This is a genomic window from Desulfovibrio sp. (genome assembly GCF_019422935.1).
Lineage (GTDB): Bacteria > Desulfobacterota > Desulfovibrionia > Desulfovibrionales > Desulfovibrionaceae > Desulfovibrio.
The window spans coordinates 180,822-201,295 of sequence record NZ_JAHZCJ010000006.1 but is presented as its reverse complement, the minus strand read 5'-3'; the positions used below and the strand labels follow the sequence as shown (position 1 = coordinate 201,295).

The following is a 20,474-nucleotide window of genomic DNA, read 5'->3' as shown; positions in this document are numbered from 1 at the left end:
CAACTTTTCATTCAGGGTATCAATCTCAGGCGTTGCTTGCAAGGATAAAATAAGCTAAAAGCTGATGGTCGCGCGGTTTTGTCCGCATTTTTGCAGATTTTGCCATCCGCACCCATCGGGCTGCGGTGAACCGATCCACAGGAGGCGGTATGGCTTTCATTTCGTCTTCGCTGGAACTGCTGGCTCCGGCAGCGGTCATTTCTGACCACAGGGCGGGGCTGCCCCTGTATCTTGCGCCCGTGGAGGCGGGTTTTCCTTCTCCGGCGGAGGATTACCTCGACTGCAAGCTGGATCTGCACAGGTACATGGTGCGCAATGAGGCTGCCACCTTCTTTTTGCGCGCGCATGGGGAATCCATGCTGGGGGCGGGTATCCATGACGGAGACCTGCTGGTGGTTGACCGCTCGGTAGAGGCCGGGCACCGCAAGGTGGTTATCGCCGCGCTGGAAGGGGAGCTGACCGTCAAGCGTCTGCTGCGCCGCGAAGGGCGCGTCTTGCTTGCCCCCGAGAACCCCCAGTTTGACCCCATCGATATCACAGAAAGCGAATTCGTGCATATCTGGGGCGTTGTGACCTATGTCGTCCACAAGCTCTGATTCGCCAGCGTCTTTGTGGGCGCTTGTGGACTGCAACAATTTTTACGCCTCGTGCGAAAAACTGTTCCGGCCTGATCTTGCCGACCGCCCTGTGGTGGTGCTCTCCAACAACGATGGCTGCATTGTGTCGCGCTCGGCTGAGGTCAAGGCTCTGGGCATTCCTATGGGCGCGCCGGAATTCAAGCTGCGTTCCCAGTTGCGCGCGCTGAACGTGGCAGTATTCTCCTCCAATTACGCTCTTTACGGCGATATTTCCGCACGGGTAATCAGCATCCTTGAGCAGTGCTGCTCTCTGGTGGAGCCGTATTCCATTGATGAATCCTTTTTGCGGCTTGAGGCCCCCCAGCGGGCCAATCTGCCCGAATTCTGCCGCGATGTGCGTCAACGCATCCAGCGCTGGACGGGAATCACGGTTTCCGTCGGGGTTGGAGCAACGCGCACCCTTGCCAAGATTGCCACACATGTGGCCAAAAAGCATCCGTCCTACGGGGGCGTGTTTTCCCTGGCACGGCAAGAGCGCGACATCGACCGCATACTTGCCGGTACGCCCGTTGAGGATGTTTGGGGCGTGGGGCGGCGGCAGGCGCGGCGCTTGTGGGCCGAGGGCATCTGCACGGCCCTGCATCTGAAAAATGCTGACGACATCATGCTGCGCCGTCTGCTCACCGTGACGGGCTGGCGCACGGCTCTGGAATTGCGCGGCGTTCCCTGCCTCGGCAACGAGACTGCTCCTGTGGCGCGCAAAACACTCATGTCCACGCGTTCTTTTGCGCAGCGCATCCACGACAAGGCCATGCTGGCACAGGCGCTTTCCACCTTTGCCGTGCGGGCGGCCACGCGGCTGCGGCGCGAGGGCCTTGTGGCCAGCGGGCTTGGCGTTCATATCCGCACGGCGCGGCCCGGTCAGGCGGCAGCGGGGGAGCGGCTCTACGACCAGTCAGCCCAGTGCCCCCTGCCCATGCCTACGGCTGATAGCCAGATGTTCATCCGCACGGCGCTGGATGGTTTGGAGCGCATATTTTTGCCCGGTTTTGCCTATGCCAAGGCCGGGGTGATGCTTTACGGCCTTGAGCGGGCTGATGCTGTGCAAGGCAGTCTGCTGGCCCTTGCGGCCGGGCTTGAATCCGGCGGCGACGGGCGGCGGCAGAGCCTCATGCGCTCACTGGACAACATCAATAACCGTTTTGGCCGCGATACCGTTATTTTTGGCGCGCAGGGCATGGGCGATGCTCCCTGGCATATGCGGCAGGAACACCGCTCCCCCCGCCTCACAACCTGCTGGGATGAGCTCCCGCTTGCCCGCTGCTGAAAACGCCTTTTCCCCCTCACTCTTCAATTTCCCGCCCCTTGAGTGTATCTGCTCGTCATGGTGCAAGTGCTGTTTGCGCTTTGCATATTTTGCATAAATTTATGATGCAACACATTATTTATTTTGTATTACATCGCAGCAAGATCCAGGATTTGCACAAAGTTCTAGTTTATAGTACGGTATCATCATTGGTGCAGAAATTACAAATATCATGGACTCTTGTTATGACATGCTATGTGTAGAGTTGTGATTTTTTCTGTTGTGGCTGTTTAACGATTTTGTCCTAACATTATGGAAGTTCGGTAGTAACCGAGGAGGCGTTCAAGAGCTGGTGTTGTCTGCGCTGATGACTCCAGCCCGTTCGTTTTGACGGCCATATTGGGGCCGTGCTTCCATATACTCGTCCCTCCCCAGGGGCTACACCCGCGGCGGTTTTCTGCTGCGGCAGAAGGAGAGTATATGGCGAAGATTTCCGTCAAGAATCTGTTCAAGGTCTTTGGGCCAAACCCGGAACATGCCCTTCAACTGGCATCCAAGGGGCGTTCCCGCGAAGATATTTTGCGGCAGACACGCTCCACCATTGCCTTGCGTGATGTTTCCCTCAATATTGCAGAGAGCGAGCTGCTTGTGGTCATGGGGCTTTCCGGCAGCGGCAAGTCTACACTGCTGCGTTGCCTTAACGGCCTCATCATGCCCACGGCTGGTTCCGTGCTGGTGGATGATCAGGACATCATGCAGATGAAACTGCGCGAGCTGCGCCGCGTGCGGCAACGCTGCTTTGGCATGGTTTTTCAGAATTTTGCCCTTTTTCCACATCGCACAGTGCTGCAAAATGCGGCCTTCGGCCTTGAGGCCATGGGCATGGACGAGGCTCTGCGCCTGAAAAAAAGCGGCGAGGTGCTTGAGCGCGTTGGCCTTTCCCAATGGGCAAACGCCTATCCCCGGCAGCTTTCCGGCGGCATGAAACAGCGTGTGGGCCTTGCCCGCGCCCTGGCAATGGAGCCGGAAGTGCTGTTGATGGACGAGGCTTTCAGCGCGCTTGATCCGCTTATCCGCCAGGAAATGCAGGAGGAGCTCCTGACGCTCCAGCAGGATATCCGCAAGACAATCATTTTTATTACCCATGATCTGAACGAGGCCTTCCGGCTTGGCGACCGCATAGTGCTGTTGCAGGACGGCGCGGTGGTGCAGACCGGCACGCCGGAGCAGATACTGCAATCGCCTGCCAACAATCATGTGGCCCGTTTTGTGGCCTCCGCCGACGTCACCCATGTACTCACGGCGGGCGGCATCATGAAAAGGTCAGAAGACTGGGCCGTGCTGGGCCTTGACGGGCCGCATTCCGTTTTGCGCAAGATGGCCGCGCATTCCATAAGCTCCCTTTTTGTCATTGATGGGCAGCGGCGATTTGCAGGCATTCTGTATGCCGCCGATGCCGAGCGCATGGTGGCCGAAGGTAAGACGGACATTGCCGCCATCACCCAGCGCGACATAACAACCGTCGCGCCCTCGACACCCATTTCAGACGTAATGCCCATCATGGCTGAACTTCCTTATCCGCTGGCCGTTGTTGACGAACGACAGAGGCTCCAGGGCGTCATCGTGCGCGGCCTGCTGCTGGCGGCAATGGTGGAGGGCATGGAAGCGGGAGGTCAAAATGCTGCCTAGAATCCCCCTGGCCGAAAGCATTGACGCCTCCGTAGATTTTCTGGTGGAAACCTGCTCGGATTTTACCCGCGCTGGTTCTGCGGCAATGGGCACGCTGCTGGACGGGTTTGAAAACCTGCTCATGCTGCCCCAGCCCTGGCTTTTCATCCTCCTGCTGGGCCTTGTGTGCTGGTGGGCTACGCGCAGCATCAAGCTGCCCGCCTTTTCCATGCTGGGCTTTGCCCTGCTGTGGAATCTTGGCTTGTGGGAACCGACCATGAGCACGCTTGCCCTGGTGCTTTCCGCAACCTTGCTTTCCGTGTTGCTGGGGGTTCCCTGCGGCATTCTGGCGGCTGTGTCGCGCTGGGGCAGGCAGATCATCATGCCCGTGCTGGATGTTATGCAGACCATGCCCGCATTTGTGTATCTTATCCCCGCCATTCCCTTTTTCGGCATCGGCAAGGTAAGCGCCGTTGTGGCAACGGTGGTCTTTTCCGTGCCGCCAGCCATTCGCCTAACCTGTCTGGGCATCCGGCAGATTCCTGCTGATCTTGTGGAATGCGCCGAGGCCTTTGGCCTCACGCGTGTGCAGCGCCTGCGCAAGCTTGAGCTGCCCCTTGCCATGCCCACCATTGTGGCAGGCGTGAACCAGACGATCATGCTGGCACTTTCCATGGCGGTCATTGCCGCCATGATCGGCGCGCGCGGTCTTGGCGGCGAAGTCTGGAAAGCAATCCAGAGATTGCAGATAGGAAATGGCTTTGAAGCCGGGCTTGGAATTGTTATCGTGGCAATCACACTTGATCGCCTCTTTCGTGCGTTGGCGCAAAAATGCGCCGGACAAAACTAGACGGGAGGACGCAATGACACGCAGACTTTTTATAATGGTTCTTGCCATCATGGTTTTGTGGGCGTGGCCTGCTCAGGCCGCTGCCAGCAGCAAGCAAAACAAAACCCTTAAAATTGTCTATGTAGAATGGGATTGCGCCACTGCCTCCAGCAATCTTGCCAAGGCCGTGCTGGAAGACAAGCTCGGTTACAAGGTGGAATTGCTGCCCGTTACCCAGCCAATATTATGGACAAGTATTGCTACCGGCGATGCCGATGCCATGGTGACGGCATGGCTGCCCGACACCCACGCCGCCATGTACGGCAAGGTGAAAAATCAGGTGGAAATGCTGGGCAAGCTTGTGGGCGGCGCGCGTCTGGGGCTGGCCGTGCCGGACTATGTGCCGCTCAAGTCCATTGATGAACTGGACGCCAATGCGGACAAGTTCAAGGGGCGCATTGTGGGCATTGATCCGGGTTCCGGCCTGATGCAGCTTACGGAAAAAGCTCTGAAAGATTATGATATAAAGCAGTTGCAGCTTGTGGAGGGCAGTGGAACCATCATGACCTCCAGCTTGGCTGAGGCCATCCGCAAGCAGGAGTGGATTGTGGTGACGGCATGGTCGCCCCACTGGATGTTTGGCCGCTGGCAGATGCATTATCTGGATGATCCGCTGGGCAGCCTGGGCAAGGAAGAAGGCATCTTCAAGGTTGGCCGCAAAGGGCTGAAAAAGGATCATCCTGATGCCTGGGCCTTTTTGACCAACTTCCGGTACGAAGATCCAAGCCAGCTCCAGAGGCTCATGAACTGGAATCAGGAAAAGGGCGCAGATCCTCTGGAAAACGCCCGCCGCTTTATAAAGGAAAATCCCCAGATGGTAGAAGCCTGGCTTAAAAAATAATCGATACCTGCAAGAGGCGCTGTTGTTCCTCCTGATGCACCCCGGTTGCCTGCAAAGGCCGCCGGGGTGTATGCGTTCAGGGGCGTGCGGAATGTACGGCTGGCGGGCCAAGGCTGTCGCCCCGCGAGGGCCAGATAATCCGCACTGCGCCGTCACGTCCTGTGTAATATAGCGGGGCGCTCGCGGCAGCGCACCACGCGCGCAGCGATTGCGAAGGGTAGCCGTAGCGGTTTTCAAATCCGCATGAGGCGACCACGACGCCGGGCTGCACCGCCTCATAAAATTCCGGCAGAAACCCTGTGGCAGAACCATGGTGCGGCGCAACAACAACCTCGGCGCGCAGGTCATCGCCATTATCAATCAGACGGCGCAGCACCGGGCGTTCCGCATCGCCCAGAAACAGGGCCAGACCACGGCCATGCTGGGTCAGCCGGGCCACCACCGAGGCATCGTTGCCTTGCCATGCGTCCCACTCGTTCATTGGCGGGTGCAAAACTTCCAGGCGCAGCCCCAGAGACGGTTTGCCCAGTATCAGAACATCCCCACGCACAAGGCCGCGGCTGTGGTGGTCCGTGCGTGCCGCACGCCACTGTTCGCCCCAGCTGCCCTTGCCTTCGCGCCCATTGTCCAGCAGGTGATCCACGCGAAAAACGCGCAGTATGTGCAGTAATCCGCCCATGTGGTCAAGGTCTGGGTGGGTGTTGAGCACGGCGGCCATGTGCGGCGCGTCATTATAGGTCAGGGCCGGGGCCACCAGCGCCTGCCCCGGATCAAAACGCGGCGAGGCGCTGCCCCCGCCGTCCAGCAGCAGACGCACATGCCCCGGCAGACGCAGCAACAGGGCCTGACTCTGGCCAACATCCAGCACATCAAGGCGAATGTGGTCTGACAGGCGCTCTACAGTGCGCAGGATAGGGCCAACGCATAACAGCAGCGCCCCGGCCAGCAGCAGACGTTGCGCCGCGCGGGGCAGGTCTGCGCGCCCCGCCTTCAGCGCCAGCGCCCCAAGCAAGGCCGCAAAAGCCGGCAGGGCTGTCCAGTGCGGACGCAGCAGGGCCGGGGGCAGCAACAGGTTTGCGCCAGCCAGCCACGCAAGGCAGTCTGTAAGCCATTGGCAGGGCAGAGCCGCCATGTCCAGCACTGCCCGCGCCGCAAGGTCAAGGCCTAGCGCGGACAGAAACAGGCCAAGCACCGAGGCGGGCAACACCAGCATGTCGGCTACTGGCAGCCAGAGCACATTGAGCCAGAACCAGTGCCCCATATTGTTGAACAGCAGCATGTTCAGAGGCAGCAGGGCAATCTGGATGCCCAGGGAAACCAGAAATATTCGCGTTAATACCCAGGTTCCCCGCCGGAGCCTCTGATTCACATGTCTGCCAAAACCACCGGTTTGCCGCATTTGCGCAGCCGTATCCGGTTCCGGGGCCAGCACCCGCAGCCAGGGCAGGCTCATGCCGATAACCGCCACGCACAGCACGGAAAGTTGCAGGCCTGTGTCCAGCATGCTCAGCGGGGAGACCACGCTGATGCAGAGCAGGGCGGCGCAGAGCACATCAAGTGTTGTGTGGGGCCGCCCGCGCAAAAAATAGACGGCAAGAAGCAGCAGCATGACGGCAGCCCGCAGCAATGACGCCGGGGCATCGCCCAGCCACAGGTAGGCCAGTGCTGGCGGCAGTGTTGCCAGTAGCGCCCAGACGGCGCGGGGGCGGCGCAGGTAGATGCCGGGGCGAACCCGCGCGGCGGCAAGTACGCAGAGCAGGCCCACAAGGCCCGCCACGGTAAGGTGCTGGCCGGAAAGGGCGAGACTGTGCACAAGCGTGGCCGAGGCAAAATTGTTCAGTGTCTGCTGGTTCAGGTATTGCCTGTCGCCAAAGAGCAGAGCCAGCAGGATGGCCTTGCCCTGCGAAAGCTTGTACGGCGTGGGTTTGTTATGGGATGGCGGAGGGGAAGCGCCAGCCGCTATGGTTTCGTCTGGCCCTCCCACATGGGGCTGTGCCGCCTTCTGGGCCGGAAACAGCGCGTGCACAAAATCCTGCCGCAAGGATTCGCGCCAGCGGGCGGAGAGGGACGGCTGGCCGGAAATACGCGGCTCTCCCTGATTGCCCAGAGTCCACATGCGCCAGCGCACACCTTGAGCCGCCAGCCACAGGCCCCAGTCGGTCTGGCCTTCGTTGGCAAAGCCCTGCGCGGGCATGGGGCGGCGCGTCAGGCAGACTGCCTGGCCGGGGAGCGGAGGAGAAAGGGCTATGGAGGCAGCGGGGGCTTCCCATGTCCAGGCCAGTTTGCCGGGCAGGGGGCGAACCGTTGGATTTGCGGCGTCTGGCGGTATTGCGGCAGCATCAGAGGCAGCGGTCAGGCTGCCTCTGCCGTCTGCATATGCGGGGCGCACATCGCTCAGCAGCAGGCGCAGGCGATTGTCGGGCAGGCCCTGCATATCGCGCACAATGCCGCACACGCGCGGCGGCTGGGCAGATTCGTGCAGCCATTGGAGCGGCTGGCCCGTTTGCCTTGCCTGCTCCTCTGTTGTGAGCAGTGTTTGCCACGGGCAGCCATAGAGCTGCCAGTATCCTGTCAGAAATCCCGCCAAAAGGCACAAGGAGGCCAGAGCCGTGCGCGCGGCGCGCCACAGGCGGGCATCCGCAAAAAACAGCAGCACGGCGCAGCAAAGCGAGGGCAGGGGCCAGGGGGCCGCGGTAATGCCCGCTATCCAGAAGCCCAGATACGTCTGCCAGAGCAGGGGGGCTTGCAATGGAGGGTGCCGCATGAAGAGCCTTGGGAGAGATGTGAGGTGTCGCGCCCTTGCAGCAAGAGCACCTGCTCACGCAATCGCAGTTTATCTGCGCTGCTAAACGCCGAAGCGGGTGTCTTGCAAACTTTGAAAATGCACATTTTCGAAGGAAATTTGCATCTAGGGGCTGTTTCTAAATAAAAAATTTTGCGCCAAGGACAAGGAAAACAGTATTTTTTACGACAGGAGTGGACTTTTTCTGTCCATGACTGGAGTAAAAAATGCTGGATGACGCAGTGATCGGCCAAAAGAATTATTTAGAAGCAGCCCCTAGGACAGCTCCCGGGCCATATCCCGTTCCTCCGCCCTTCGTTTGAGTGTTTCGCGGTGGTCGTGCAGTTTTTTGCCCTTGCCGAGGGCAATTTCTACCTTGATCTTGCCCCTCTTGAAGTAGAGGCGCACGGGCACAACCGTCAGGCCCTGCTGGGCCACCAGCCCCGCGAATTTGGAAATTTCCCGCTCGTGCAGCAGCAGTTTGCGCGCGCGGTCTGGCTCCTGCGACACGTAGCCCGCGTTGGCGTAGGGCGCGATGTGCAGCGAAACAAGCCAGGCTTCTCCCTGGCGAAAGTCTACGTAGCTGTCGATAAAGTTGACCTTGCCCGCGCGGATGCTTTTGACTTCCGGGCCGGTCAGTACAATGCCCGCCTCGGTGAACTCGGAAAGTTCATAGAGGTGGCGGGCCTTTTTGTTCAGGGCCACAGTGGATGGGGGTGTTTTCTGGCTCATGGGTGACTGTATGTGAAAAGGCTTGTGGTGTGAAAGGCCAGTTCCTGTCCCAGTGACTGTTGCAACGCTTCGCGCACCATGCGCTTGGAAGCGGCCACATCGGTGCTGAGCAGCACGCTGTTGGCCAGATCCATGCAGGTCTGGGCGTTGAACTGGCGTATAAGGTGCTTCATGCCCGGTACAAATCGGGGGGCGGCGGACACAGTGTCCACGCCCATGCCCAGCAGCAGGGCCAGGCCAAAGGGATCAGAAGCAAGCTCGCCGCAGACGGAAACACCTATGCCCTCGCGGTGGGCGGCGTCAATGATGTGCTTGAGCGAGCGCACGATAGCCGGATGCAGCGGCTCGTTGAGGTAGGCCACATGGCGGTTGTTGCGGTCAATGCCCATTATGTAGTGGATAAGGTCATTGGTGCCGATGCTGAAAAAGTCGCATTCCCGCGCCAGGGCGTCGCAAATAAGGGCCGCAGCCGGGGTTTCAACCATGACGCCAAGGGGCAGCAGGGGGGCATGGGGCAGATTTTGCGCCGCAAGCTCCTGATGCAGCTCCTGCATGATGCGGCGCACCTGCTGCACTTCATCCAGGCAGGAAATCATGGGCAGCATGATGGCTACGTTGCCCATGGCCCCGGCGCGCATGAGCGCCCGCAACTGCGTGCGAAAAATGCCCTGATGACGCAGGCAAAAGCGAATGCCGCGCAACCCCAGCGCCGGGTTTGGCTCCTTGAGCACTGCCTGCGCGTGGAGCATTTTGTCCGCGCCCACATCAAGCGTGCGAAAAACCACACGGTCCGGCGCGGCCCGTTGGGCCACCGCCGCGTATTCTGCCAGCAGGTCTTCTTCCGACGGCAGGCGGTCGGTAAAATAGGCAAATTCGGTGCGGTACAGGCCCACTCCGTCGGCTCCGCATTGGGCAAGGGCCGACAGTTCATTGGTGCCTTCAAGGTTGGCCTGCACTTCCACGCGCACGCCGTCGCACATTTCTGCGGGCCAGCGGGCAGATTTGAGCGTGAGGTCTTCCCACGCCGTATATTCCTCGCGCCGGGCCGCGAAACGGGCTTCGTCAGCCTCATCGGGGCTCAGCAGCACGCTGCCGCCGAGTCCGTCCACAACCAGCGTCTCGTTTTCGCGGGCAATGTCCATAAGCCCGGTAACGCCCGCAAGGCAGGGAATGTGCAGCCCGCGCGACAAAATGGCCGTGTGGGAGGTGGGGCCGCCTTCTGCGGTCAGAATGCCCAGCACCCGGTCAAGGTTGAGTTCCATGACGTCGGCGGGGGAGAGGTCTTCTGCCACAAGCACGCCGGGGGTTTCATCCTCGCCCCTGTGGGCCGGGTCTGCCGCCAGATGCTCGCGCAGGCGCAGGCCCACGGCGCGAATATCCTGGGCGCGGTCACGCAGGTAGGCGTCGTCCATGCTTCTGAACAGCGCGCACAGTTCATCCACCGTGAGCTTGAGGGCCCACGAGGCGCACACAAGGTTGCTTTCTATGCGGGCCAGCGCGGCTTTGAGCAGCTTGGGGTCGCGGGCCATTTCCATCTGGGCGGCAATAACGTCGCGGTATTCCGAAAGGTCTTCCGGCACATTTTCCATGGTCGCGGCCAGCGAGGCGCGCACGCTTTCAGCGGCGGCGCGCAGGGTCTCCTGCTCCGCAGCCACTTCGGCGGCAGAGATGCGGCGCTCGTCATCCTGCCGTGCCTTGTGCATGAAGCGCACCCTGCCTATGGCTATGCCAGGCGAAACAGGTGTGCCGAAAAGTACCGCGCGGGCCATGTCAGTCCTGTAAATTGGTTAAAAATTGTGCCAGACCGCAAAGGGCCTCGCGGGCATCGTCACCCTGAGCCACCAGGGTCAGTTCCGCATTGGCGGGGGGCGCAAGAGAAAGTATGTCGAGCATGCTTTTGGCGTCTACCTCGCCTGTGTCGCTGACAAGTTGTATGTCAGAGGCATAGCGCTGCGCCTCTTGCGCCAGCCGGGCCGCCGGTCGGGCGTGCAGGCCGTTGCGCAGGCCAATGCATACCCTTAGCGCCAGCCCTCGCGGCGTTTGTTCTATGGCTTCTTCCATCATCCTACCTTATGAGCGTTTTATCGGCCAAAGGGGGACAAAGCGTGTCCACTACCGAAAAACACGTATATTCTACATGCCTATGAAGCCCAAGTCCACGAGAATAAGGGCTCCTGTTGTCACAATCCAAAGCAGCAGCCTTGGCAGGCGCATTCGCCCCACGAGCCATGCGGCGGCAAGCACCGCTGCGGCGCCCATGGCATAGGCAGTCCAGGGAAAGGGCTTCATGGTGCTGATGGGCAGATGCCAGATAACCAGTGCCGCCAGCGCCGCATTGACCATCTTGAGCCTGTCCACCCAGTTGATAAGGTTGAGCTTGCGCAGGCGGGCGAGCGTGGTCAGCCCGTACCGCAGACCGGAAACAAAACAGATGGACCTGAACAACAACAGGGAACCAAACAGGATCACCGCCAGCAGCATGGCAATGTTGGTAAAGCCCGCCAGCAGCAGGCTGATGCTGAGCAGCGACCACAGGGGCAGCAATGTGCCGCTGAAAAATGAGTCGCCCAGGGCGGAAAGGGTTGTGGCCAGTGTTTCGCGCACGGAATTCAGCGCGCCTTCCGGCAGTGCCCCCTTGGCAATGGCCTGCTCAAGCGAGAGCAGGATGCCCACAAAAAGGGGAATCATGAAGGGGTGGGTGTTGCTGTGCCCCGCATAACGGCTCATGGCGCGGGCAAAGGTCTGCGGCTCGGGATACAGCTCGCGCAGGGCAGGCTCCAGCACGTAGGCCAGACCTATCTGCTGCATCCCCCGGGCGGTCATTGCTGCATTGATGCAGCCTGTGCGCGCCAGGCAGGCAAGTACAACGCGTGTGGGATACATGGCAACCCCGTGGCATGCCGGTTTGGCAGTTGCGGCGAGGGCGCGTTCAAAAGGAAAGCGCCGCCTTACGATCACTCAGCCACGAACTGCTGCCGCAAAATGATTCCGCAGCGTGCGCAACTGCTGGCCTGATGCAAAGCCGTCTTGCCGGGGCTGCCAGCGACCACTCTGACCGCCCCTAAGCTTCCGGCTCCGCCTGTTCTGTGCCCGTCAGCAAAGCGTAGATTTCCTTGCCCGACCAGCCGCGCACGGCATCTTGCACTCTGCGGGCAACCTGACGGGGTTTGCCGCCCTGGGCAAGTTCCTTTTGGGCCAGCAGCAGCACCTCTTCCCTTGGGGTGCGCTCCGCATGTTCCGGCGGGCCGACAATCACGGTGATTTCGCCCAGCAGTTCATCGGACAGCAGCTCGCTGTCTTCCAGACGACCTACTATAAATTCCTCGTGTTCCTTGGTCAATTCCCGGCACACGGCCACCTCGCGGGGGCCAAGAATGCGCGCGGCCTGAGCGAGGCTTTCCTTGAGACGATCCTTGCGCTCAAAAAAAATGAGTGCGCCCGGCACATGGGCAAAGGCGGCAAAAAGGGCGTCGCGCCCTGCGGCATCGCGCGGCAAAAAACCCAGAAAACTGTGCGGCAGCGGGGGAATGCCAGCGGCGGAAAGGGCCGTCACGGGAGCCGAAGGCCCCGGCAGGGGGGATACGGCAAGGCCCTCCTTGCGGCAGGCCCGCACCAGACGATAACCGGGATCAGCCAGGAGCGGCGTTCCGGCATCGGAGACCAGGGCAACGGTCTGGCCTTCACGCAGCATGCGCAATACGCCCTCTTGACGTTCGGCCTCGTTGTGATCGTAAAAACTCAGCAGGCGGCGGGCTTCAATGCCGCACTCGCGCAACAGGCGGGCAGTGCGGCGGGTATCCTCGGCCAGCACAAGGTCGGCGCTGGCCAGCACCTCGCGCGCTCGGGGCGAAAGATCACCAGGGTTGCCAAGTGGCGTTGCCACTATCCACAGACGGTTCGCATTCAAAGGCATGGCGGCAGTGCTCCAGGTGCAGGGTATCGCCCTCGCGCACAATGCAGACCACATCAAACCGGCAGGGGCTGCTCCATGCATCGTGGGCCGCAAGCCACGCCCTGGCCGCCCGGCACAGGGTACGCTGCTTGGCAGGGGTCAGTGCGGCGGCGGGGCCGCCGTAGGTTGAACCGCTGCGGGTTTTTACTTCGACAAAAACAATGGTGTCATCATCGCGGCAGACAATATCCAGTTCAAGCCTGCCGCTGCGCCAGTTGCAGTCCAGCAGTTCCATGCCGCTGCGCTGCAGCAGCTTGCGGGCGGCTTCCTCGCCTTTGCGCCCAAGATTCAGATGGGCCGGGGCGACGACTGGTTCATCCTTGCCGCCCAAAAGCGTTTGTAGCCAGCGCGGCTTCACAACAGGCTGCCCTGCTGCGGAGTTGGCTTTTCGGGCAAAACGCCACGAAAGGTCAGGCGGTGCTGCGGGCAGGGGCCAAGGCGTCGCAGGGCGTCGTAATGATCCTCTGTGCCGTAGCCTTTGTGCGCTTCAAAGCCGTAGCCGGGCCAGCGTTTTTCCAGCCGGGTCATGAGTTTGTCCCTGTATGTTTTGGCAAGGATGGACGCGGCTGAAATGGCAGGTTCGCTGGCGTCGCCGCCAATAATACTGCGCTGCGATGGCAGGGGGGCTGTATGCCCCTTGCGCCAGTGGAAGGCAAATACCTCGCCGGGCACAGTCTTGTTGCCGTCAATGAGCAGATGCGCCGGGGCGCAGCGCAGGCAGCGCACGGCCCTGCTCATGGCTTCAAAGGTGGCCTGTAAAATATTGATGGCGTCAATGCGGGCAGGCCACACCACGCCCAGGCCCCAGGCCACAGCGCACTGGCGTATGCGCGGGGCGAGCATTTCGCGGGTTTTGGCGCTGCACGCCTTTGAATCGTTGAGGCCCGGCAGGTCGTAGCATTCCGGCAATATGACCGCAGCGGCTACTACCGGCCCGGCCAGACAGCCTCGGCCAGCTTCGTCTATGCCTGCGGTATAAATTTGCTGAACGGTCTGGCTGCTTGTCTGCAAAAGGGGAGAATCATCCTGAGGCAGCGGGGCGCTCGGGAGGCCCACCAGCTGGACAAGGCTCGCTTGTGTCTGCTGGTTGCGCGGCCTTGCCGGGCGGCTCATTGCTTCTCTGCCCATGATCTCTCCGCTGCGCAGCAAGGGCCGCGACCCAATGGTCAATGCGCGATGGTCAGCGCGTCGGTCTAGACCAGTGTACGCATAAAATGAGGTGACTGCTCCGCAAGGATTTTTTCGAAAATACTTGCCACGAAAGGTGAGCAGGCAGGTTTTGCCTGCCGTAGGCGAGCATTTCAGATGCAAATGTTCTAAAGACGCGCGAACAGCGCGCCAGGGATTTTGCAGTTGCCTGCATGCCCTGGCGCGCCGTAAAAACGCTCGCTGCGATTCTGATGCCTAAAAAAGGATCAGAAACGGCCACGCGGCTTGATGCGCGCGGCTTTGCCCTTGAGGGCACGCAGGTAGTACAGGCGGCTGCGGCGCACGCGGCCCTGCGTGATCAGCTCAACGCGGTCGATAAAGGGCGAGTTGAGCGGGAAAATACGTTCCACGCCCACGCCGTCGGAAACCTTGCGCACCGTAAAGGTGGCGCTGGTGGTGCCGCGCTTGATGCGGATAACGTTACCCTGGAAGACCTGGATACGTTCTTTTTCGCCTTCCACAATGCGCAGGTGCACTTTCACCGTGTCGCCGGAGCGAAACGCGGGAAGATCCATGCGCTGGTTTTCCAGTTCAATTTTCCTGATGATGTCCATCGTGAACTCCTTGCAAATCCGGGCGGATTGTTGCGTCGTTGCAAAGCGGCGCCGATGCGCTCAGGCCGCCGTGTTGCGTCAGTAGTAGTCGCCTAATATCCTGTCGGCCAGAATGGCGGCCGCGCTGCGCACCGAAAGATGGTTGTAGCCCAAAAAACGCACCGGCCTCAGAGTGCCTTCGCACTGTTCGAGGACCTCCGGCGCAAGCCCTTGCGCCGTGCCCAGGCAGAGCATAACCGGCCCCTGGTCGCACCAGCGCCGCACGTCACGCGGAGTCATGGGCATGCGTCCCGGTTGGGATGCCTTGCCCTTGGCAGGCCAGACGGCAGAACTAGCCACCAGTCTGGGTCGCGTTCCATGCTGCGCGGTCATATGCGCCACCGCTTCTTCAAGCGAAGTCGCGGGTTGCACCAGGCCGAGGGCCTGGGCGCGGTCGGCGTTTCCTGTACCGCCCGGCCCCCGCGTCCAGTGACGCAAAATTTCTTCCAGCACCCGCAACTGGTCGCGAAGAGGGGTCACCGGATAAAAGGAACCCATCGCATAGCTGCGGGAAATTCGGGCTATATCGTGTATGTCCAGATTTGTCAAAGAGGAAGCGCCGATTTTTTTTGGCCCAAGGGAAACCGGGTAGTGAACAAGGCAGAACGAAAGGTTGCGTCCGGGCCTGTCACGCGGGGTTTCAGCCAGCGTTTGCACGTCTTCGCGGTAGAGCGGCGCTTCATTCAACATTTCCGGGCGCATGCGCAAGGTGGCGCGCACAGATTCCTGTCTGCGCCACTGGGCGATGCGGGCATGGTCGCCGCTTTGCAGCACCTCGGGAACCGGCAGGCCTTCCAGGGATTCTGGCCGCGTGTAGTGCGGATATTCCAGCAACCCGTGAGAAAAACTTTCATCGTCGCCGGATTCTTCCTTGCCCATAAAACCGGGCATCAGGCGGGCCACGGCCTCCAGCACGGAAAGAGCCGCGCTTTCGCCGCCGTTGAGTACAATATCGCCCACGCTCACGGGTTCAAGCGGAAAAAGCTGCAACAGCCGCGCGTCAATGCCCTCGTACCTGCCGCAAACAATGGTCAGGTCATCCTCGCGGGCAAGATCACGCACCATGTCCTGCGTCAGCGGGCGGCCGCCGGGGGCCATGAACAGCATGCGACCGGGCCGCTCAATGGAGCGCAGGGCGCGGGCCAGAGGCTCGCCCTGCATGACCATGCCGGGGCCGCCGCCGTAAGGGCGGTCGTCCACATGGCGGTGTTTGTCGGTGCTGAACTGCCGGGGATCATGAAGGCTGCATTCCACAATGCCAGCCTCCCGCGCACGGCCCATGAGGGCGGTGGACAGGGGCGACTCGAAAAATTCGGGAAAAAGCGTGACAAGGTGAAAACGCGGCATGGGCGGAGAGTGCCGTAAAAACGTTCGCCTTGCAAGGAAATGTCTGTCGGGTCGATCAGCCGCGCGGGCGTGGGGCGGAAAGGGCGCGCAGCAGGCTGGTCGGGCTCTGGCGGAGCACCAGTGGCCGTAAAATTTCTGGTTGAAAGTCTGCTTTTGCGCTCACCTGTTGTGCCAGACAAAGCCAGTGGCCGGGGCAGGGCAGGCTGCACCAGTAAAATATATCCATTGGCCCGTGCCAGATTCCGGCCCGTTGCCCAAAAACGCCTGTGGGAACCCTGGCGGGATCCATGCCCAGCCCCAGACCGGAGGCTTTGAGCAGGGCCTCCTTGATTGTCCAGCGACGCAGTGCTTCGCGGTCGATGCCCTGTTGCGAAAGGCCGTTTTTGCGCCGTGGCAGTTCTGCCGGGGCAAAGGCATTGGGGGCTGGCGGCGGGGAAAGCAACGACTCCGCATCTAGTGCATGAGGGGGTACGGCGGCTCCTGCCGGGGCTGGGCAAAGGGCGCAAAAGGCTGCCTCGCCGCTGTGGCTGAAGGCCGCATGCCAACCGGGGAACTGGGGGCGGCCCTGAGTATCCATGCCCAGTTGCGGCAGCGGCCTTGCGAGGGGTGAATTTGCCGCCATGGTCTGCTGCGCGGCATGCGTCACCAGTTGGGCTCGCGCAAACAGGCGCGACAGAGCCGTCCGCAGCACGACCTGTTGCGTCTCCGGCGTCTCGGCCTGCCCGTTGGGCGAGCGGCCAAAGCGGTGCACGTGGGCAAGCTGCCTCTCGTCCAGCCACGGTTCCAGCACCGCTTCAAGCGCACAGCGCCAGCCTTCCAGCTCTTTACTGGAGCCAGCGGGCAAGGGCGTGCAGAGTATTGTGAGCGGGCGTTCCATGATTTTCCGTATTCCGTTGCTTGCGGCAAAGACGCGCAAACCGGCTGTTTTACAGAAAACAGCCGGTTTGTCATCTATAATAAAAGGAAAAGGTGGTCTGCCCCACCTCAGTGGTTATTCGGCAGCCTTGTGCTTCTGGTGCTCGGCAATGACCTTTTCCGCCACGGGTTGCGGAGCTTCTTCATAATGGGCAAATTCCATGGTGAAGAATCCCTGCCCGCCGGTCATGGAGCGCAGGTCGGGCGCGTAGCGCAGCACTTCGCTCATGGGTACATGGGCCTTGATTTCCGTGCTGCCGCCCTGTGAATCAGAACCCAGCACCTTGCCACGGCGGGAGGAGAGGTCGCCGATGACATCGCCCATGCTTTCATCGGGCACGGAAACAGTGAGCAGCACAATGGGTTCGAGCAGCACGGGTTTGAGGCCTTCCATGGCTTTTTTGAAAGCAATGGAGCCAGCCACCTTGAAGGCCATTTCTGACGAGTCTACCGTGTGGTAGCTGCCATCGTAGACCTTGACGCGGAAGTCCACCACCTGGCATCCGGCCAGAAACCCGCGCGCGGCGGCTTCCTGAACGCCCTTGTCGATGGCGGGAACATACTGGCGGGGGATAACGCCACCCACGATGGCGTCTTCAAACACATAGCCGGAACCGCGCGGCAGGCCCTCCATCTCGATCCAGCAGTCGCCAAACTGCCCACGCCCGCCGGACTGTTTTTTGTGGCGGCCCTGCACCTGGCATTTGCCGCGCACGGTTTCGCGGTAGGGAACCTTGGGCGTTTTGAGGATGATATCCACCTTGAAGCGGCGCTTGGCCTTTTCGACCGAAAGCTCGATATGCAACTGGCCCATGCCGGAAAGCAGAATGTCGCCGGTTTCTTCATCGCGCCCCAGACGAAGGGTGATGTCTTCGTCCAGCAGCCGCTGCATGGCGGCGTAGACCTTGTCTTCCTCGCCTTTTTCCTTGGGGGCGAGGGCATAGGTGATGAGCTGCGGGGGCAAGGTGGGCATTTGCAGGGCAAAGGGGGCTTTTTCATCGCAGAGGGTGTCGCCCGTGCGGGTGTTCTTGAGCTTGGCAACGGCCACGATGGCGCCGGGGCCAATGGGCTCCTTGCAGGGGGTCTGCGTTTTGCCCTGAATGTACAACAGGTTGCCGAGACGTTCGTTTTCTTCCGTGCGGGAGTTTTTCAGCGTGGCGTCTCCGTTGATGGTGCCGGAAAGAACCCGCAAAAGGGAAAGCTGCCCCGAAAAAGGATCGGCCAAGGTTTTGAAAACAAAGCAGGCCACCGGCCCATCCGGGGCAGCGGCGCGTTCTGCGCCATCGCGGCCCGCAAAGGGCGGGCGATCAAGGGGCGAGGGCAGCAGGGCTTCAATGGCGACCAGCACGGATTCGCCGCCCTTGTTTTCAAGGGCCGAGCAGGCCAGCACCGGCGTAAGCTCACCCTTGAGCACACCCGAGCGCAGGCCTGTTTTGAGGTCATCTTCTGAAAGAATACCTTCTTCCAGATACTTTTCCATGAGTTCTTCATCGCTTTCTGCGATATTTTCTACGGTCACATCGCGCAGCAGGCTGACATCGTCAGCCAGGGCAGCGGGGATTTCAGCCTCTGCTGCGGCACCGTTTTCGCCAAACATGCGGGCTTTGCCCGTCAGCACATCGGCAACACCCACAAAGGATTCGCCCTGGCGAATGGGCAATTGCAGCACAACGGGCTTGACGTTCAGGCCCGAGAGCCCGTCAAGGGCCATCTGAAAATCGGCGCGGTCGCGGTCAACCTTGTTGACTACGATAATGGAGGGCAATCCGGCTGCGCGAACCAGATTCCAGAACTTTTTGGCAAGGGGGCGCACGCCGTCCACGGCGTCCAGCACAAAAACAACGCTGTCCACGCCTTTGAGCAGGCATTCCATGTCGCCTGTAAAGTTGCCGTCACCGGGGATATCCAGGAGGAAATGGCGGTTTTTATTCCAGAGATATGTGGCGCAGGATGGTTGAACGGAGCCGCGTCGGCGGGTTTCTTCAGGTTCGTAGTCAAGGCATGTGGTGCCGTCTTCTACAGCCCCCAGGCGATTCACCGCCCCGGCCTTGTAGAGAAGCATCTCTGCCAGGGATGTTTTGCCGCAACCGCCGGTTCCGACGATGGCGAACGTGCGTTGCATTTCCAGTGGAGTAGGCATGGTTTTCTCCCTTCGTAAGCGATATGGCGCGCCCTTGGCGGCCTGGTGAACGAAACTAGGGAAAGGAACAAGTCTTCCATCTGCTATTGGTTCCCACGTTACAGGCTTGTGGCAAAAAAGGAAAGGGGCCGCGACTTTTAATGTAAGGCTTAACGCTTGACAGCAGAGGCCGCCACTGTGACAGTTAGTCGGATATATATTGGAGCAGGCGGAGGGAGCGACCATGGCGCTATGGGAATGGGCCGGCGCTGGTGCGGTTTTTTTGGCGGCTGTGGTTTTTTGCGTGCGGCTGATGAAGCGTGGTTTGACCACGCTTGAGGACGAGCGCGCCCAATGCCTTGAGCGCATTCGCCAGATGGAAGAAAAAATTCAGGAAGATCAAAAAAACATGGCTTCCAGCGAACACCTGCGCGTAGCCCGCGCCGGGTTGGAAGATCTTTTGCGGCTGGCTGGCAATCCACCCGGCATGCGGCTTGAGTCTGTAGCCAGGGGACAGGGCGAAGCGCAGGGCGAGGCCCTTGTGCTGCACTTGCCCGAGGGTGAGGTGCGCATCAGCCTGAGCATGCGCGAGCGGGAGCTTAAAGGGATGCGCAAGGTTGTTCACGGGCGTGGGCGGTGGCACCTGAACGGTTTGGGCCTGAATGAGGAATATACAGACCTCGTGCCGCTCATGCGCGCGCTCAGCGCCAGGCTGGCGGTGTATCTTGGCGGTGGTGAGAGCGCCAGCGCCCCGTATTGTCCTCTGGGGGATCCTGCAGCCGATGTGCCGCCTGAATTGCCGCATCTTGCGCGGCGTTTCAGCAGCGCGCGACCTGTGCGGCAGAAGCGACTGCCTGTGGTGCGGCATGACGAGGAGGAGGGCCGTCTCGAAAGGCTGCGGCGGCTGGAGGATGCCCGTGCAGCGCGCAAGCAGCTGCGGGCCAATCCCGGCCCCACCGGGAGCAGGCATCGCTAAGGCATTAGAAAAAATATTTTTCTGCCGCCGCATGTGATTGCGGCGGCAGATCATGCTGGCACAAATGCGGCGGAATAACGCGGCATCATCGCAGGCAGGGGAGAGGGCTGGCGGTTACTCCGTAAAGGTGAGATTACGGAACCAGTCCGGTACAGGAACGGGGCGACCTTCGTGATTGACCAGCGCGTGCTGGGTCATGCCCGTGGCCAAAAGTCTCGTCTTGTCCTCGTTCCGTATCTCATATACAAAGCGCAGGGATGCGCGCGCCCATTCGGCAATGCCAGCGCGCACAAGTACAAGATCATCATAGCGGGCGGATGAGCGGTAACGGCACTGGGCCTCGCGCACAGGCAGGATAAGGCCTTTCTTTTCAACTTCCGCATAGCTCATGCCGCAACGGCGAATGTATTCGCTGCGTGCCCGCTCGAAGAGATGCAGATATTCCGCATAATAAAGCACGCCCATCGTGTCTGTTTCACCATACGACACGCGGTGCGGCATCCAAATATCAGGGGTGGGAAATTGGTCATGCACGAAACGGCTCCTTGTTACGCGTTTTCCGGGCGT

The 20,474-nt window shown here is 60.7% G+C and carries 19 protein-coding genes; 6 read left to right on the top strand and 13 right to left on the bottom strand.

What is annotated here, in order from left to right:
* Nucleotides 1-149 precede the first annotated feature (149 nt).
* From umuD to QZ383_RS09695, 5 genes are all read left to right on the top strand, one after another.
* Nucleotides 150-596 carry a translesion error-prone DNA polymerase V autoproteolytic subunit gene (gene umuD / locus QZ383_RS09715; protein ID WP_291445011.1) on the top strand — a complete coding sequence of 149 codons (447 nt, stop codon included), beginning with the start codon at nt 150-152 and terminating at the stop codon, nt 594-596.
* Nucleotides 577-1,905 carry a Y-family DNA polymerase gene (locus tag QZ383_RS09710; protein ID WP_291445010.1) on the top strand — a complete coding sequence of 443 codons (1,329 nt, stop codon included), beginning with the start codon at nt 577-579 and terminating at the stop codon, nt 1,903-1,905. The genes umuD and QZ383_RS09710 overlap by 20 nt, the downstream gene beginning before the upstream one ends.
* Before the next feature lie 459 nt (nt 1,906-2,364).
* Nucleotides 2,365-3,573 (top strand): glycine betaine/L-proline ABC transporter ATP-binding protein, encoded by a 1,209-nt coding sequence (locus QZ383_RS09705; RefSeq protein WP_291445008.1) that lies wholly within the window; start codon nt 2,365-2,367, stop codon nt 3,571-3,573.
* Nucleotides 3,563-4,402, top strand: a complete 840-nt coding sequence (locus QZ383_RS09700; RefSeq protein ID WP_291445007.1) for a proline/glycine betaine ABC transporter permease — start codon at nt 3,563-3,565, stop codon at nt 4,400-4,402. The genes QZ383_RS09705 and QZ383_RS09700 overlap by 11 nt, the downstream gene beginning before the upstream one ends.
* Nucleotides 4,403-4,415: 13 nt before the next feature.
* Nucleotides 4,416-5,282, top strand: coding sequence for a glycine betaine ABC transporter substrate-binding protein (locus QZ383_RS09695; protein ID WP_291445005.1), 867 nt, complete (start codon nt 4,416-4,418; stop codon nt 5,280-5,282).
* 76 nt (nt 5,283-5,358) lie between these two features.
* Here the strand turns inward: QZ383_RS09695 and QZ383_RS09690 are convergent, their stop codons facing one another.
* From QZ383_RS09690 to QZ383_RS09635, 12 genes are all read right to left on the bottom strand, one after another.
* On the bottom strand, nt 5,359-8,046 hold the full coding sequence (locus QZ383_RS09690; RefSeq protein ID WP_291445003.1) for a ComEC/Rec2 family competence protein: 2,688 nt from the start codon (nt 8,044-8,046) through the stop codon (nt 5,359-5,361).
* 294 nt (nt 8,047-8,340) lie between these two features.
* Nucleotides 8,341-8,796 carry an SsrA-binding protein SmpB gene (smpB, locus tag QZ383_RS09685; protein WP_192113878.1) on the bottom strand — a complete coding sequence of 152 codons (456 nt, stop codon included), beginning with the start codon at nt 8,794-8,796 and terminating at the stop codon, nt 8,341-8,343.
* Nucleotides 8,793-10,565, bottom strand: a complete 1,773-nt coding sequence (ptsP, locus tag QZ383_RS09680; protein WP_291445001.1) for a phosphoenolpyruvate--protein phosphotransferase — start codon at nt 10,563-10,565, stop codon at nt 8,793-8,795. Before ptsP ends, smpB begins: the two co-directional genes overlap by 4 nt.
* 1 nt (nt 10,566) lies before the next feature.
* Complete coding sequence (locus QZ383_RS09675) at nt 10,567-10,857, bottom strand: HPr family phosphocarrier protein (RefSeq protein ID WP_291444999.1); 291 nt, start codon at nt 10,855-10,857, stop codon at nt 10,567-10,569.
* 72 nt (nt 10,858-10,929) lie between these two features.
* Entirely contained in the window at nt 10,930-11,679 is a 750-nt protein-coding gene (locus QZ383_RS09670) for a PTS system mannose/fructose/sorbose family transporter subunit IID (RefSeq protein WP_291444997.1), read from the bottom strand.
* Between the two features lie 178 nt (nt 11,680-11,857).
* Complete coding sequence (rsmI, locus tag QZ383_RS09665) at nt 11,858-12,709, bottom strand: 16S rRNA (cytidine(1402)-2'-O)-methyltransferase (protein WP_291444995.1); 852 nt, start codon at nt 12,707-12,709, stop codon at nt 11,858-11,860.
* The gene (locus QZ383_RS09660; protein ID WP_291445049.1) at nt 12,651-13,040 is read right to left on the bottom strand and encodes a YraN family protein; all 390 of its coding nucleotides are present in this window, start codon (nt 13,038-13,040) and stop codon (nt 12,651-12,653) included. Before QZ383_RS09660 ends, rsmI begins: the two co-directional genes overlap by 59 nt.
* A gap of 62 nt (nt 13,041-13,102) precedes the next feature.
* Nucleotides 13,103-13,876 carry a ribonuclease HII gene (locus tag QZ383_RS09655; protein WP_291444993.1) on the bottom strand — a complete coding sequence of 258 codons (774 nt, stop codon included), beginning with the start codon at nt 13,874-13,876 and terminating at the stop codon, nt 13,103-13,105.
* 287 nt (nt 13,877-14,163) lie between these two features.
* Complete coding sequence (gene rplS / locus QZ383_RS09650) at nt 14,164-14,511, bottom strand: 50S ribosomal protein L19 (RefSeq protein ID WP_022658201.1); 348 nt, start codon at nt 14,509-14,511, stop codon at nt 14,164-14,166.
* Between the two features lie 78 nt (nt 14,512-14,589).
* Complete coding sequence (trmD, locus tag QZ383_RS09645; RefSeq protein ID WP_291444991.1) at nt 14,590-15,897, bottom strand: tRNA (guanosine(37)-N1)-methyltransferase TrmD; 1,308 nt, start codon at nt 15,895-15,897, stop codon at nt 14,590-14,592.
* A gap of 55 nt (nt 15,898-15,952) precedes the next feature.
* Nucleotides 15,953-16,774, bottom strand: a complete 822-nt coding sequence (locus QZ383_RS09640) for a 4'-phosphopantetheinyl transferase family protein (protein WP_291444989.1) — start codon at nt 16,772-16,774, stop codon at nt 15,953-15,955.
* Nucleotides 16,775-16,888: 114 nt separating this feature from the next.
* The gene (locus QZ383_RS09635; protein ID WP_291444987.1) at nt 16,889-18,952 is read right to left on the bottom strand and encodes an elongation factor G; all 2,064 of its coding nucleotides are present in this window, start codon (nt 18,950-18,952) and stop codon (nt 16,889-16,891) included.
* A 223-nt stretch (nt 18,953-19,175) separates the two neighbouring features.
* Between QZ383_RS09635 and QZ383_RS09630 the strand changes: the two genes are divergently transcribed.
* Nucleotides 19,176-19,907, top strand: a complete 732-nt coding sequence (locus QZ383_RS09630; RefSeq protein ID WP_291444985.1) for a hypothetical protein — start codon at nt 19,176-19,178, stop codon at nt 19,905-19,907.
* A 114-nt stretch (nt 19,908-20,021) separates the two neighbouring features.
* Here the strand turns inward: QZ383_RS09630 and QZ383_RS09625 are convergent, their stop codons facing one another.
* Nucleotides 20,022-20,408, bottom strand: coding sequence for a thioesterase family protein (locus tag QZ383_RS09625; RefSeq protein ID WP_192113898.1), 387 nt, complete (start codon nt 20,406-20,408; stop codon nt 20,022-20,024).
* Between the last annotated feature and the right edge of the window lie 66 nt (nt 20,409-20,474).

What these genes read in the sequence shown, in the direction of transcription:
- QZ383_RS09630 (WP_291444985.1), top strand. Translation starts at nt 19,176, where the DNA reads ATGGCGCTATGGGAATGGGCCGGCGCTGGTGCGGTTTTTTTGGCGGCT.
- QZ383_RS09710 (WP_291445010.1), top strand. Translation starts at nt 577, where the DNA reads ATGTCGTCCACAAGCTCTGATTCGCCAGCGTCTTTGTGGGCGCTTGTG.
- QZ383_RS09670 (WP_291444997.1), bottom strand. Translation starts at nt 11,679, where the DNA reads ATGTATCCCACACGCGTTGTACTTGCCTGCCTGGCGCGCACAGGCTGC.
- QZ383_RS09705 (WP_291445008.1), top strand. Translation starts at nt 2,365, where the DNA reads ATGGCGAAGATTTCCGTCAAGAATCTGTTCAAGGTCTTTGGGCCAAAC.
- rplS (WP_022658201.1), bottom strand. Translation starts at nt 14,511, where the DNA reads ATGGACATCATCAGGAAAATTGAACTGGAAAACCAGCGCATGGATCTT.
- QZ383_RS09655 (WP_291444993.1), bottom strand. Translation starts at nt 13,876, where the DNA reads ATGGGCAGAGAAGCAATGAGCCGCCCGGCAAGGCCGCGCAACCAGCAG.
- QZ383_RS09695 (WP_291445005.1), top strand. Translation starts at nt 4,416, where the DNA reads ATGACACGCAGACTTTTTATAATGGTTCTTGCCATCATGGTTTTGTGG.
- QZ383_RS09690 (WP_291445003.1), bottom strand. Translation starts at nt 8,046, where the DNA reads ATGCGGCACCCTCCATTGCAAGCCCCCCTGCTCTGGCAGACGTATCTG.
- QZ383_RS09675 (WP_291444999.1), bottom strand. Translation starts at nt 10,857, where the DNA reads ATGGAAGAAGCCATAGAACAAACGCCGCGAGGGCTGGCGCTAAGGGTA.
- trmD (WP_291444991.1), bottom strand. Translation starts at nt 15,897, where the DNA reads ATGCCGCGTTTTCACCTTGTCACGCTTTTTCCCGAATTTTTCGAGTCG.
- QZ383_RS09700 (WP_291445007.1), top strand. Translation starts at nt 3,563, where the DNA reads ATGCTGCCTAGAATCCCCCTGGCCGAAAGCATTGACGCCTCCGTAGAT.
- QZ383_RS09640 (WP_291444989.1), bottom strand. Translation starts at nt 16,774, where the DNA reads ATGGAACGCCCGCTCACAATACTCTGCACGCCCTTGCCCGCTGGCTCC.
- QZ383_RS09635 (WP_291444987.1), bottom strand. Translation starts at nt 18,952, where the DNA reads ATGCCTACTCCACTGGAAATGCAACGCACGTTCGCCATCGTCGGAACC.
- QZ383_RS09625 (WP_192113898.1), bottom strand. Translation starts at nt 20,408, where the DNA reads ATGCCGCACCGCGTGTCGTATGGTGAAACAGACACGATGGGCGTGCTT.
- ptsP (WP_291445001.1), bottom strand. Translation starts at nt 10,565, where the DNA reads ATGGCCCGCGCGGTACTTTTCGGCACACCTGTTTCGCCTGGCATAGCC.
- umuD (WP_291445011.1), top strand. Translation starts at nt 150, where the DNA reads ATGGCTTTCATTTCGTCTTCGCTGGAACTGCTGGCTCCGGCAGCGGTC.
- rsmI (WP_291444995.1), bottom strand. Translation starts at nt 12,709, where the DNA reads ATGCCTTTGAATGCGAACCGTCTGTGGATAGTGGCAACGCCACTTGGC.
- smpB (WP_192113878.1), bottom strand. Translation starts at nt 8,796, where the DNA reads ATGAGCCAGAAAACACCCCCATCCACTGTGGCCCTGAACAAAAAGGCC.